This window comes from Arthrobacter sp. cf158 (assembly GCF_900106835.1).
Classification (GTDB): Bacteria; Actinomycetota; Actinomycetes; order Actinomycetales; family Micrococcaceae; genus Arthrobacter.
Genome location: NZ_FNNR01000015.1, coordinates 1 through 12,844, shown reverse-complemented (window position 1 = coordinate 12,844; position 12,844 = coordinate 1). Strand labels below are relative to the sequence as shown.

Below are 12,844 nucleotides of genomic sequence, written 5' to 3'. Positions count from 1 at the left end.
TGCGGCAGGGTTCCTGTGACCCCGCCAACGTTACGCGTTCAAGGCACCGAGAACCCAGGAGGAGACGTGGCGGAGTACTGGTACAACGTCAAGACGCACCAGATCGAAGAGGACGCTATGTCCGATTGGACTCAGCTGATCGGTCCTTACAAGACCCGCGAAGAGGCTGAACATGCCCTGGAAAAAGTCAAGGCGCGCAATGAGGCCTGGGACGCCCAGGACGACGACTAAAAGGAATGCTCCGGTCCGGGGAATTGCCCGGACCGGACTTCCTCGGCGTAAGCGGCTGCAGCATCACCCAAGGTGGTGCGCAAGTCTGCATACTGCTTGACGAACTTGGCCATTTTCCCGCCGCGCAGTCCCGCCATATCCTGCCAGACGAGGACCTGGCCAGTGGTGTCCTTGCCAGCACCAATACCAACTGTCGGCACGCGCAGCGCAGCGTCGACCACAGCGGCTGTCTCTGCAGGAACCATTTCCATGAGAACGCTGAAAGCGCCGGCATCCTGCAAAGCGACAGCGTCGGCCACCAGTCGCTGCGCATCATCGCCACGGCCCTGGACCCGGTATCCACCGAGGGAGTGCTCGCTCTGGGGGGTGAAACCAATGTGGGCCATGACGGGAATGCCTGCCTGGACCATGGCAGTGACCGTGTCAGCGTAGTACGCCGTGCCCTCGATCTTGACGGCGTGCGCCAGCCCTTCCTTCAGGAACCGGACGCCTGTAGCCACTGCCTGTTGGGGTGAGACCTCGTAGCTGCCAAACGGCAGGTCGGCCACAATCAGTGCACGCTTGGCCGCCCTGCTGACAGCCCGGGTCAGGGGGAGGAGCTCATCCACAGTGACGGGGAGACTGGTCTCATTGCCGAACACGTTGTTGGACGCGGAGTCGCCCACCAGAAGGACTTCGATTCCGGCTTGGTCAAAGATTTCAGCAGTGTATTGCTCATAAGCGGTCAGCATGGCGAAGTGTTCGCCGTTGTCCTTGGCCTGCTGGAGGTGGTGGATCCGGACCCTGCCCGCAGGCTTCCTGCCGGGTGCCGAGGGCGTCTGCGCCGCTGCTGCTGGACCGCTGCCGTACGGCGCGGAAACTTCGGCGGGCGTGGTGGACTCAGGAAGGTTGCTCGGGGCCATGGATAGAGCCTAAGCGGTGCCGACGGCGCCTGCCACCACTGTGCCCAGCGTCACCTTCTGTAAACGCTGTGTTACACGCAGCTACTGCTGCGGCAATAGCACGGAACTCTTAGTAGAGTGAAGGCTGAGCTGTCGTGGCTTCTATCCATTGAAACCAGCGGCATGGACACCGAATCGGAAAAGAGGCCCTATGGACCGCCAGCAAGAGTTCGTTCTGCGGACGATCGAAGAGCGTGACGTGCGCTTCGTACGCTTGTGGTTCACCGACGTCGTGGGTTCCCTGAAATCGGTGGCGCTTGCGCCGGCGGAGGTCGAGGGCGCCTTTGAAGAAGGCCTGGGCTTTGATGGTTCAGCCATTGAGGGCCTGGCCCGTGTGTTCGAGTCCGACATGCTCGCGCAGCCTGATCCGTCGACCTTCCAGATCCTGCCGTGGCGCGGTGAGACCGAACAGACATCCAGGATGTTCTGCGACATCCTGACGCCCGATGGTGAACCTTCCGCCGCCGATCCCCGCAATGTCCTCAAGAGGACCCTGGCCAAGGCCGCGGATATGGGATTCACCTGCTACACCCACCCTGAGATCGAGTTCTACCTGCTGAAGTCCAAGGATCTCGGTCCTGATGGCTCGCCGGTTCCCGTTGATGAGGGCGGCTACTTTGACCACGTTCCCGGCGGTGTCGCGCAGGACTTCCGGCGCACGGCCGTCACCATGCTGGAATCTGTAGGCATCTCTGTTGAGTTCAGCCACCACGAAGGCGGACCGGGCCAGAACGAGATCGACCTCCGCTACGCGGACGCACTCCAGACCGCGGACAACATCATGACGTTCCGCACCGTCATCAAGGAAGTCGCACTCCAGCAGGGCACCTACGCCACCTTCATGCCCAAACCGTTCACTGACCACCCCGGTTCCGGCATGCACACGCACTTCTCGTTGTTTGAAGGCGATACCAACGCCTTCTTCGAAGCGGGAGCAGAGTTCCAGCTGTCCAAGACGGCACGCCAGTTCATAGCAGGCATCCTCAAGCATGCTCCTGAGTTCACGGCTGTCACCAATCAGTTCGTCAACTCGTACAAGCGCCTGTGGGGTGGCGGCGAGGCACCAAGCTACCTGAGCTGGGGCCACAACAACCGTTCTGCGTTGGTCCGCGTGCCCCTCTACAAGCCGGGCAAGGGCCAGTCGGCACGGATCGAGTACCGCGGGATCGACTCGGCAACCAACCCTTACCTGGCCTACGCCGTTCTTCTGGGCGCTGGACTCAAGGGCATCGAAGAAGGTTACGAGCTCCCCGCTGCTGCCGAGGATGACATCTGGTCGCTGACCACTGCGGAGCGCAAGGCCATGGGGCATGCGCCCCTGCCTGCAAGCCTCCACGACGCCATCCGTGCCATGGAGGAATCGGAACTGGTGGCGGAGATCCTCGGCGAGCAAGTCTTCGAGCACTTCCTGCGCAATAAGCGTGCAGAGTGGCAGGACTACCGCCTCCAGGTCACCCCATACGAGTTGCAGCGCAACCTCGGCATTCTGTAGGCAGGGCCAGTGAGCCTTGCACGTCGGCTCATTTCAGCCGGATTCAGTGATCTTGAAAAGGGCGAACGGTTCCTTGCCGCCCCTGAACTTGAGGGGATTGACGAGGACGCCCTGTTTGCCGGGCTGTCCATGTCGGCCAGCCCTGATACGGCTCTTCAGTCCTTGGTCCGACTTATCGAGAAGAATCCCGGGCTGAGGAAACTGGCGGCGGCTGAGCAGGATGTCTGCGAGCCCATGTACCGGCTGTTGGGAGCTTCCGAGGCGTTGGGCGAGTTCCTCATACGTCGGCCGGAGCATCTGGATGTCTTTGATGTCCGCACCAGTCCGGAGCCCCTGCAAGCGTCCAGCGAAGAGCTCAGGGCGCTGCTTCTTCGGTCCGTGAAAGCCGAGCCCGGGGCCCAGCGTCCCGTTGCCGGAATCACAGGCATGCCGGCCTACGCTGCGTTGAGAACCGCGTACCGCAGGGGGCTGACCGAGCTTGCCATCAAGGATCTCTGCGCGGCATCACCGCAGGACTTCATGCCGGCCGTTGGCGCCGAACTGGCCGATCTCGCCGGAGCAGCGATCGAAGCTGCACTGGCGGTGTCCCGGGCCGAAGCGGCCGGGCAGTACGACGCTGACGAGATTGCCGACGTCGGGCTTGCCGTCATCGGCATGGGCAAATGCGGTGCCCGCGAGCTGAATTACATTTCCGACGTCGACGTCATCTACGTGGTCGAAGCCGGGGAATTGGATGATGCACGGGCCTCCACCATTGGTACCGCACTGGCTTCGGGGATTTCACGGGCCATTTCATCCTCGGCACCTGAACCCGGGCTGTGGGAAGTGGATGCCAACCTTCGGCCGGAAGGGAAGTCAGGGCCGCTGGTCCGCACCCTGCCCTCGCACCTGAGCTACTACGCGCGATGGGCGGAAAGCTGGGAGTTCCAGGCACTGCTAAAGGCCCGGACGATCGCTGGTGACAGGGATCTCGGACAGCGTTACGAGAAAGCAGTGGAACCTCTGGTGTGGTCCTCCGCAGGCCGGGAGGGCTTTGTGGAATCCGTGCAGGCAATGCGTCGCAGGGTGACAGATTACATTCCTGCCGCCGAGGAGCAACGTCAGATCAAGCTCGGACGCGGTGGCCTCCGGGATGTTGAGTTCACGGTCCAGTTGTTGCAGTTGGTTCATGGCAAGTCTGACGAGTCCCTTCGCTGCAGGGACACCACATCTGCCATTGCCGCGCTCTCCGCTGGTGGATACATCGGCCGGACGGATGCTGCCGCCTTTGACAACGCCTACCGCTACCTTCGCCTGTTGGAACACCGCATCCAGTTGTTCCAGCTGCGGCGGACCCACCTCATGCCGGTGACCGAAGACGCCCAGCGTTTCCTTGCCAAGGCAGTGCTGGGTCCTTTCTCGCTGGAGCGCCCGCATCCGGACCAGCTGATGGGGACCTGGCAAAAAACCAAGAAGGCCGTGCGCGAACTGCACGAGCGGATCTTCTACCGGCCGCTGCTCAATACCGCGGCCAAGCTCAGCAGCGAAGACGCCAAGCTCAGCCCGGAAGCAGCGCAGGGCCGCCTGGCCGCGCTCGGCTACCTGGACCCCCAAGGTGCCATGCGGCACATCGAGGCACTGACAGGGGGCGTGAGCCGGCGGGCGGCGCTGCAGCGCCAGCTTCTGCCGATTCTTCTCGGCTGGCTCGCCGAGGGCGTGGATCCCGACGCCGGACTTCTCGCGTTCCGCCGCGTCAGCGAGGCCCTGGGAACCACCCATTGGTACCTGGGCCTCCTCAGGGATTCCCAAGCAGCTGCGGAACGGTTGTGCCAGGTGCTGGCCAATTCACGGCTGATTTCGGACCTCCTGGAAGTTTCACCGGAGTCCGTGGCCTGGCTTGGCAGCGACAAGGAATTGGTTCCCATTCGCTTTGAGGCCCAGTGGCAGGAAATCCAGTCCAAGCTTTCACGACACCCCGATCCTGAAAGCGCCATGAGGCTCATCCGGTTGATCCGCCGACGGGAGATCCTGCGCACTGCTATCGCGGACAGCTCCGGTTTGTTGGACCAGGATGCGGTTGGACTTGCGCTGGCCGAAACTGACCGGGCGGCCGTGCTGGGAGCGTTGCATGTAGCGGAGGCTGTGGTCGCCGCAGAGGGCCCGTTGAAAACTGATGTCCTGGTGGTCGCAATGGGCAGGCAGGGTGGACGTGAAATCGGCTATGGCTCGGATGCCGACGTTATCTACGTGCACCGCGCCCGGCCCGGATTCAGCGACGCTGAGGCGCAGGAACAGGCCACGGCGATTGTCGCCAAGATTTCCAGCTTCCTCACGCAACCGCTCAAGCCGGCAATCATGGCAGAGCGCGTTCTCATGGTGGACGCGGACCTCCGGCCAGAGGGAAAGAACGGCGCGATGGTGCGGTCCCTGGAGTCGTACTCGGAGTACTATCGCCGATGGTCCTTGATCTGGGAGGCCCAAGCTTTGTTGCGGGCCCGTCCCATGGCAGGTTCGGACGAGCTGGCGGCCGATTTTGTGAAGCTCATCGATCCCATCCGATACCCCGGGCAGCTCGCGGAGCAGGATGTCCGGGAGATCCGTCGGATTAAGGCGCGAGTGGAATCGGAGCGGTTGCCCCGCGGCGCCGATCCAGCACGGCACGTCAAGCTTGGCCGTGGTGGGCTCAGCGACGTTGAGTGGCTGGTCCAGCTGATTCAACTTCAGCATGCCGGGAAGCACCCGGAGCTGCGGACCAGTTCCACGTTGGAGGCACTCGCAGCGGCCGAAAAACTGGAATTCATCGCCGAGGACGACGCTGCTCTGCTGCGGGAGGCATGGCGGTTGGCCAGCCGGATCCGGTCAGCGAACGTGATTGTCACAGGCAGGGCCTCCGACCTCCTGCCGTCCTCCCGGAAGGATCTTGAGGCAGCGGCACGCTGGTGCGGATATGCTCCCGGGAACGCTGGTCAGTTCGAAGAGGACTACTTGAGGCTCAGTCGTCGCGCCAGGGGTGTCTTTGAGAAGAAGTTCTACGACACCTAGGCCTGGGCTGCTTGGGCGGTGGCTGGCGTCGCCGCAGCTTTTTCCCGGGCGTGCCGCAACATGGCAACAACGGGTACTCCCGGGACAAGGCTGCCATCAACGACGTAACCTTCTTCGCGGTCCCTGAGCGTCACCACCATCCGTTGACGCCAGGAGTGCAGTTCGCTCCGGTGGGCGATGTCATCGGCGAGGTTGTTACGTTCCTGGGGGTCGGCGTCGAGGTTGAACAGTTCTTCTGTGCCTTTCCCGGAGCCCCAAATGTATTTATGGTGCCCGTCGGTCAACCAATGCAGGTTCTGTCCCCAGTAGACATGTTCGCCGTGGAGGACTTCCCTTACGGGGCCGGTGCCCTCACCACGGACAATCGCAGCCAACGACTTTCCGTCAACAGAATCCGGAATCGGCAGGCCGGCAAGGTCCAGGAGCGTGGGCATGATGTCCCTGAGCTCCACTACGTGGTCCACAACGGTTCCCCGCGCCGCCGTTTCTGCGGCGGGGGAGTTGGCAATGATGAAGGGCACGCGGGCAGAACCTTCATAAGGCACGGCCTTGCGGAACATGTGGTGGTCGCCCATCATCTCACCGTGGTCGCTGGTGAAGGCGATAACAGTGTTGTGCAGGAGGCCGAAGTCCGCCAGTGACTCCTTGATGCGGTTGATCTGGAGATCGATCTGAGCCATCAGTCCGTAGTATCCGGCCCTGGCCCTATGGACCACATGGTCCGGAATTCTGGAGTAGCTGGCCTGGTAGTCACCATCCTGCCTGTAGTCGTCCCAATGATGTTCCCAGTTGCCCTCCACCGCTGTATAGGCGGGAAGATTGAGGTACTGTTCGAAAGCCCACGACGGCGGATCGTAGGGCGGGTGTGGGCGGTGGAAAGACAGGTAGAGGAAAAAGGGCTTCACGGGGTCGCGCCGGTGCGTCCACTCAATCGCCTGGGTACCGATCCAGTGTGTGGGGTGAAGGTTCTCGGCTTTATCCCACGGGCGGGCGACAATCGAATTGCAGTTGACGCCGTGGTCGAAATATTCGGCGTCCGGACCCATTCCCGGTTGCCTCCGTAGCCACGGAACATAGTCGTCAAACATGGCGAAGTGCTGTTGATGTTCCCTCCGGGCGTGGTGAAGGTAGCCGTCATGCAGGATAACGTCGTCGAAGCCGAGTCGTGAGCGTTCCGGCCAGACGTGCATTTTTCCGATGGCCTGCGTGTGGTATCCGCCCCTTCTGAACTCTTCCTGTACTGTCACCGGGTGGACTTTGTGGAACGGGACACCGTCGTTGTAGCCGACGCGCCCGTGCTGTTCCTGCGACTGTCCCGTGAAGAGAGCGGCACGGGCGGGCACGCATGACGGCGTAGCGGAATAGCCCCTGGAAAACCGGACGCCGTTTCGTGCCAGTTCGTCGAGGTGAGGTGTCTCGACGTAAGGGTGGCCGTCGGAGGACAGGCAGTCGCCCCTCCACTCGTCGACACAGATCAGGATCACGTTCGGCTGGCTCATCGGAAGGGTTCCTTGGTGGTTTGGGAACTGTTGAAACAACCCTAGTTGGAGGACTTCGCAAATTGCTTGAATATGACTCAGATGACGTATTTACAATCGCAAACGATCATCATGATCGTGGCGATATCTGGCTGATCCCACTCAAGCTGCTTGATGACGACTCGCGGGCAATACAACTTGGCGCTGTGGCGGAGCTGTCGCTGGAGTCAGGGCAGCGCGACTTCGTTGAAGAGCCCCTCCGTATGATGCTGATCGGACTGGAGGAGGAATCCAGGCTGCCGTATGTCATCGAGTCCGGGGGAGTGGCTGTGGGGGTGCTGACCCTCCAGGCCGGAGCGGCCCGGCTGGCCGGCTGGCCCGACGACGATTCGGCGTGGCTGCTCAGGGGGTTTCTCATCGATTCGGGCAGGCAGGGGCAAGGCCTGGGGGCCATGGCTGCCAAGGCCGCGGTGGATGAAGCGCGTAAGCTGACCATCCGGCTGAATGGCGGTCAGGCCGGCGTCGTACTGTCGGTCAACGAGCGGAATCCGGCGGGTCAGGCCGCCTACGCCAAAGCTGGATTTGTTGACTCGGGGCGGTACTTGGGAGGCGCTTCCGGTCCCCAGTGCATCATGTACAAGGATTTCTGACCAAGTCCCAGTATTGGTCAACTTTGGTTGACGCCGTTCCATTCGTCAATTATGGTTGACGTCATGGAGGTGGACCGCATGAAGACACTCGTGGGATCGATGGATGGCATGGGCCCGGCCGAGGCGCTCTACGCTGTGGCGGAGCTGCAAAAGGAAGTCGGCCGGAGAGAAGCTTCATTGGTGCGCGCCGCGCGCCAATCCGGCCTGTCCTGGGAAGCGATTGCCCTATGCCTGGGCGTCAGCAAGCAGGCTGTCCACAAAAAATACGGCAAACAATGAGCCAGTTTGGCTTGGCCAGTTGCAAGGGTCTGTTGCGGAGCGGCAGGCTTCGTCTAGGATTCTCGCGTGACAATCATGCTGGACTCGGAAGGCACCGCGTTCTCCAACGTGAGCTGCTTCCGTTGTGAGCAGGCGGGGCCCCATTGGGGCTCCCGCCACAGCGGCGCCGGTATTTTCGCCTGCCGCCGCTGCTTCGCCACCTTTGCCGATCAGGAGTCCAGTGCAGTTGGAGCGGGAGGCCAGGCGCCGGCTTTGCTCCACGCCGACGGGCAAGGGATGTTTGAATCCAAGTAGTCCCACCGCTCGGAGGACTAAAAAACGAGTACTCACTACTCGTGCCCGGTGCAGGACGCGCAGGCAGCATTGTCGATATGACAACGTATGTGATTGAATCAGCGGCCCTTGTTCATCGCTGCCAGTGCTGCGGAGAAGAAACCGATCAGTTGTTCTGCAGCGAGTGCTCCGCCCCGGAGCAGGCGGGACAAGTACCCACCATCCGGCACTGACCATCTTCGCCTTGTGCCGGCGGGAGGCTCAGAGCTCTGTGCGGTGACTCTGTACGGCGTGTCCGGTTCAACAGTCAAAGCCCCCTGGGATCGACGCGTTGCGCTGCAAACGGCTGGTTCCAGACATGAAAAAGGGCCCCAAGCATGATGCCTGAGGCCCTTGGTCACTGTCTAGTTAGACGCCGTAGTAGAGCTCGAACTCGTACGGGTTCGGGCGCAGGGACAGCGGGCGAATCTCATTCTCGTACTTGTAGTCAATCCAAGTGTCGATCAGGTCCTGGGTGAAGACGCCGCCAGCCTGCAGGAACTCGTTGTCCTCGCGCAGGGCCTCAAGTGCCTCTTCCAGGGAGCCCGGAGCCTTGGGGATGTCCTTTGCTTCCTCGGCGGGGAGCTCGTAGAGGTCCTTGTCGATGGGAGCCGGGGGTTCAATACGGTTGCGGATACCGTCAATGCCGGCCATCAGCTGGGCAGCGAATGCCAGGTAAGGGTTGGACGAGGGGTCCGGAGCGCGGAACTCAATGCGCTTGGCCTTCGGGTTGGTGCCCGTGATGGGGATACGAATACCGGCGGAGCGGTTGCCCTGCGAGTAGACCATGTTCACGGGGGCTTCGAAGCCCTTGACCAATCGGCGGTAGGAGTTCACCGTCGGGTTGGTGAAGGCGAGAACAGCCGAGGAGTGCTTGAGCAGGCCGCCGATGTACCAGCGGGCGGTGTCAGAGAGGCCGGCGTAGCCCTTCTCGTCGTAGAACAGCGGGTCGCCGTTGCTCCACAGCGACTGGTGGCAGTGCATGCCCGAGCCGTTGTCACCGAATACCGGCTTCGGCATGAACGTGACGGACTTGCCCCAGGCGTCAGCGGTGTTCTTGATGACGTACTTGAACTTCTGGAGGTCATCGGCAGCTGCAGTCAGCGTGGTGAACTTGTAGTTGATCTCGGCCTGGCCGGCAGAGCCAACTTCGTGGTGGGACCGCTCAACTTCGAGGCCGGCCTTGTCAAGCTCGACGCACATGGCGTCGCGGAGGTCGGCTTGCTTGTCAGTCGGGGAAACCGGGAAGTAACCGCCCTTGACGGGGGTCTTGTAGCCAAGGTTTCCGCCCTCTTCCTTGCGGCCGGTGTTCCAGTGTGCTTCCTCGGAGTCGATCTTGTAGAAGCTGCCCTGCGGGGAGGACTCGTACTGGATGTTGTCGAAGACGAAGAATTCGGCTTCGGGAGCGAAGAATGCGGTGTCAGCGATACCGGTCGATGCCAGGTACGCTTCAGCCTTTTCTGCCACACCGCGGGGGTCGCGGTGGTAAGGATCACCGGTGCGCGGGTTCACGATGGAGAAGTTCAACGCAAGCGTCTTCTCGATGCGGAACGTGTCGATGAAGGCCGAGGTCACATCCGGGATGAGCTGCATGTCGGATTCAGCGATGCCCTGGAAGCCGCGGATGGAGGATCCGTCGAAGAGCTGACCGTTCACGAAGAAGTCGAGGTCTACGCTCTTGGCCGGCACATTGAAGTGCTGCTGGACACCAGGAAGGTCGGTGAAGCGGATATCGACGAATTTGACGTCTTCGTCTTTGATGAACTTGAGGACTTCGTCCGCAGTCTTGAACATCTATGCTCCTTATGCATATCAAGTAACAGGCCCGGAAGGCCGCGTGGTGCAGCCCGTACCAAGGTCCGGAGACACAAAAAGATCCCCTTGCCATGGTGGCTGGCAACTCATACCACCTTAGGGAGATGGGATTTCCCGGGGGTGTCAGTATTGTTTCCGGCAGGTTACAGAATCATCTGTTGTGTAAACGGTAGTCGGCTTCCCCGTGTCAGGTCCAAGAAGGTCCGGTGGGCGAACACCTGGCGGTCTCGTGGGCACCAAGCCAAGGGATGGGAGTCGGGCGCCGGCCTGGCCAGCCGTTAGGCTTGGAGTGTGGTTGATAGAAAAGACATTGGCTCTTGGTTGAGCGGTCCGGATACGTCAGGAATCTCAAAGTATCCGGGTGAGAGGCTTGGGTTGCCTGAGTCCGGTCCCGGCTCCATGGCGCGGGCAGGGCGCCGGATTTTGGGCATCGTGGTGGACTGGACGATTGCGCTGGTCATCAGCAACTTCGCCTTCGGTGGCAATCAATGGGCCACCTTGGCCATTTTCGCCGCAGAACAGATTCTTTTGATTGGAACACTGGGGTACAGCATTGGCCACAGGCTGGCTGGCATTCATGTGGTCCGCCTTGGTGGCGGCCCCGCAGGCCCGCTTGCTGCCGTCGTCCGGACCCTGCTCCTGTGCTTGGTTATCCCGGCGGTGGTCTTCGACCCCGATCAGCGGGGGCTTCACGACAAGGCGATGAACACCATCCTGATTCGGATGTAACTGCCAATCTTCCCTAACAAAAGCCAAAAACCGCTTCTTCTCTGAACCAGGGAAGAAGCGGTTTTTCTTTTGCTTTGACCTATCAGATCAGCGGCCGCGGGCGGCCTTGCGGTCCGGGCGGGCCTTGTAGGGGTCGATGCCCTTGGGGATCGGAAGACGATTTCCGAGAGAATTGATGCGTTTGCTGACGGCGTTGACCTCAACCTTGGTGAGCTCGTTCTTGAGTTTTCCCATGGTCTTGGCCAGCTTGTTCAGCGGAACCTGTCCCTCGCCGCGGCCGGACTCAAGGACGTGGATAGTGACGTTCGGGAGGATCCGGGCCAACCTCTTGCGTTCTGAATCCACGAGCGGCTTAACGCGATGCGTGGGACCTTCGCTGACGAGCACTACGCCGGGACGGCCAATGGCCATGAAAACCGCGTCCTGTGTGCGCGGATTAACGGCAACTGGCTGGTCTTGCGTCACCCAGCCCCGGCGAAGGGTCCCCAAGGCTGCACCTGATGCGCCCGGTTGGTTCTCTATCTGAGCGAAGGCAGCTTTTTCCGCGCGGCGGGAAAGAATGAACACCGCCGCAAGGAGGCCCAGCGGAATACCAATGATCAGGCCGGTGACCCAGTTCTCCAGGAGGAAACCGATCAGGAAGGCGACCGCCACCACGGCAAGGAACGCCAGCAGCATGATCCACACAACCTGGGGATCGTTCCGCCGGGTCATTTTGAAGACTTCAGCGATCTGCTTCAGCTGGCTGGGCTTCTTTGCCTTGGCTTCCTTGGGCTTGCGCTGGAAGAGCCCACGCTTGGGTGCGTCGGCCGAGGGGGTCGATTTGCTGGAATCAGGGGAATTCGCCATAGTGCCTTAATTCTACGTGATGTACGTCGAAGGACCGGACGCCATGACGGATGGCATTCGGTCCTTCGGTACTGCAGGTGCTCTGGTGTGGGGTGGCTGTTAGTTGTGGGCGGCCAGGATGGTGGAGGCTTCCTGGCGGGTGGAGCCGGAGGACTCGATGTGGGCCAGGGCGGCGGGGATTTCCCAGCCCTTCTTGCGCATCGCGGTGGCCCAGAGCCGGCCGGCCCGGTAGGAGGAACGGACCAGGGGTCCGGACATGACGCCGAGGAAGCCGATCTCCTGGGCCTCGTTTTGGAGGTCCACGAACTCCTGGGGCTTGACCCACCGGTCCACCGGGAGGTGCCGTTCGGACGGGCGCAGGTACTGGGTGATGGTGATCAGGTCACAACCGGCAGCGTGCAGGTCCCGCAGTGCTTCGGAGATTTCCTCGCGGGTCTCGCCCATGCCCAGGATCAGGTTGGACTTGGTCACCATGCCCAGGTCCCGGCCCTGGGTAATGACGTCCAGGGAGCGCTCGTACCGGAATGCCGGACGGATCCGCTTGAAAATCCTGGGTACGGTCTCTACGTTGTGCGCGAACACCTCGGGCTTGGAATCACAGATCGCCGCGATGTGCTCGGGCTTGCCGGAGAAGTCAGGGATCAGCAACTCCACCCCGGTGCCCGGGTTCAGTTCGTGGATCTTCCGGACCGTTTCGGCGTACAACCAGACACCCTCATCGGCCAGGTCATCACGGGCCACGCCGGTCACCGTGGCGTACCGCAGCTGCATCGCCTGGACGCTGCGGGCCACCTTGGTGGGTTCGAACATGTCCACCGGGGAGGGTTTACCGGTATCGATCTGGCAGAAATCACAGCGCCGGGTGCACTCGGACCCGCCGATCAGGAACGTCGCTTCCTTGTCTTCCCAGCACTCGAAAATGTTCGGGCACCCGGCCTCTTCACAAACCGTGTGCAGGCCTTCCTTCTTCACCAGGTTCTTGAGCTGGACAAACTCAGGACCCATCTGGACCTTGGCCTTGATCCACTCAGGCTTACGTTCAACCGG

Annotated in this window: 12 protein-coding genes; 7 read left to right on the top strand and 5 right to left on the bottom strand. The window is 61.5% G+C overall.

Features of this window, described 5'->3' with window-relative positions; translation table 11 throughout:
* The first annotated feature begins 66 nt into the window (after positions 1-66).
* Positions 67-231, top strand: coding sequence for an SPOR domain-containing protein (locus BLW08_RS23745; protein ID WP_139244941.1), 165 nt, complete (start codon positions 67-69; stop codon positions 229-231).
* On the opposite strand, the gene panB is transcribed toward BLW08_RS23745, so the two are convergent.
* Positions 228-1,133: a 3-methyl-2-oxobutanoate hydroxymethyltransferase gene (gene panB, locus BLW08_RS22090; protein ID WP_090825694.1), complete on the bottom strand. Its 906-nt coding sequence runs from the start codon at positions 1,131-1,133 to the stop codon at positions 228-230. The genes BLW08_RS23745 and panB overlap by 4 nt on opposite strands.
* Before the next feature lie 190 nt (positions 1,134-1,323).
* On the opposite strand from panB, the gene glnA (BLW08_RS22085) reads away from it, so the two are divergent.
* Positions 1,324-2,664 (top strand): type I glutamate--ammonia ligase, encoded by a 1,341-nt coding sequence (glnA, locus tag BLW08_RS22085; RefSeq protein ID WP_090825698.1) that lies wholly within the window; start codon positions 1,324-1,326, stop codon positions 2,662-2,664.
* 9 nt (positions 2,665-2,673) lie between these two features.
* On the top strand, positions 2,674-5,685 hold the full coding sequence (locus BLW08_RS22080; protein ID WP_091328255.1) for a bifunctional [glutamine synthetase] adenylyltransferase/[glutamine synthetase]-adenylyl-L-tyrosine phosphorylase: 3,012 nt from the start codon (positions 2,674-2,676) through the stop codon (positions 5,683-5,685).
* Here the strand turns inward: BLW08_RS22080 and BLW08_RS22075 are convergent.
* Positions 5,682-7,184 (bottom strand): arylsulfatase, encoded by a 1,503-nt coding sequence (locus BLW08_RS22075; RefSeq protein WP_091328252.1) that lies wholly within the window; start codon positions 7,182-7,184, stop codon positions 5,682-5,684. The genes BLW08_RS22080 and BLW08_RS22075 overlap by 4 nt on opposite strands.
* A gap of 62 nt (positions 7,185-7,246) precedes the next feature.
* Between BLW08_RS22075 and BLW08_RS22070 the strand changes: the two genes are divergently transcribed.
* The 3 genes from BLW08_RS22070 to BLW08_RS22060 all read left to right on the top strand — a co-directional run bounded on the left by BLW08_RS22070 (position 7,247) and on the right by BLW08_RS22060 (position 8,386).
* Positions 7,247-7,813: a GNAT family N-acetyltransferase gene (locus BLW08_RS22070; protein ID WP_091328250.1), complete on the top strand. Its 567-nt coding sequence runs from the start codon at positions 7,247-7,249 to the stop codon at positions 7,811-7,813.
* 63 nt (positions 7,814-7,876) lie between these two features.
* Positions 7,877-8,092, top strand: coding sequence for a hypothetical protein (locus BLW08_RS22065; RefSeq protein WP_026542533.1), 216 nt, complete (start codon positions 7,877-7,879; stop codon positions 8,090-8,092).
* Between the two features lie 66 nt (positions 8,093-8,158).
* Positions 8,159-8,386, top strand: coding sequence for a hypothetical protein (locus tag BLW08_RS22060; RefSeq protein WP_091328247.1), 228 nt, complete (start codon positions 8,159-8,161; stop codon positions 8,384-8,386).
* 387 nt (positions 8,387-8,773) lie between these two features.
* Here BLW08_RS22060 and glnA (BLW08_RS22055) read toward each other — a convergent pair whose 3' ends face one another.
* A complete protein-coding gene (gene glnA / locus BLW08_RS22055; protein ID WP_090825712.1) occupies positions 8,774-10,198 on the bottom strand; it encodes a type I glutamate--ammonia ligase in 1,425 nt (474 codons plus the stop codon).
* A 312-nt stretch (positions 10,199-10,510) separates the two neighbouring features.
* Here glnA (BLW08_RS22055) and BLW08_RS22050 point away from each other — a divergent pair, with 312 nt between their 5' ends.
* The gene (locus BLW08_RS22050; RefSeq protein ID WP_090825715.1) at positions 10,511-10,948 is read left to right on the top strand and encodes an RDD family protein; all 438 of its coding nucleotides are present in this window, start codon (positions 10,511-10,513) and stop codon (positions 10,946-10,948) included.
* 87 nt (positions 10,949-11,035) lie between these two features.
* Here the strand turns inward: BLW08_RS22050 and BLW08_RS22045 are convergent, their stop codons facing one another.
* On the bottom strand, positions 11,036-11,797 hold the full coding sequence (locus tag BLW08_RS22045; RefSeq protein ID WP_090825718.1) for a DUF4191 domain-containing protein: 762 nt from the start codon (positions 11,795-11,797) through the stop codon (positions 11,036-11,038).
* A 99-nt stretch (positions 11,798-11,896) separates the two neighbouring features.
* Positions 11,897-12,844 (bottom strand): lipoyl synthase (gene lipA / locus BLW08_RS22040; RefSeq protein WP_139244940.1); only part of this gene is annotated, 948 nt, incomplete at its 5' end.

Coding starts and splice junctions, on each gene's coding strand:
- panB (WP_090825694.1), bottom strand. CDS start 1,133: ATGGCCCCGAGCAACCTTCCTGAGTCCACCACGCCCGCCGAAGTTTCC.
- glnA (WP_090825698.1), top strand. CDS start 1,324: ATGGACCGCCAGCAAGAGTTCGTTCTGCGGACGATCGAAGAGCGTGAC.
- BLW08_RS22075 (WP_091328252.1), bottom strand. CDS start 7,184: ATGAGCCAGCCGAACGTGATCCTGATCTGTGTCGACGAGTGGAGGGGC.
- BLW08_RS22065 (WP_026542533.1), top strand. CDS start 7,877: ATGGAGGTGGACCGCATGAAGACACTCGTGGGATCGATGGATGGCATG.
- glnA (WP_090825712.1), bottom strand. CDS start 10,198: ATGTTCAAGACTGCGGACGAAGTCCTCAAGTTCATCAAAGACGAAGAC.
- BLW08_RS22045 (WP_090825718.1), bottom strand. CDS start 11,797: ATGGCGAATTCCCCTGATTCCAGCAAATCGACCCCCTCGGCCGACGCA.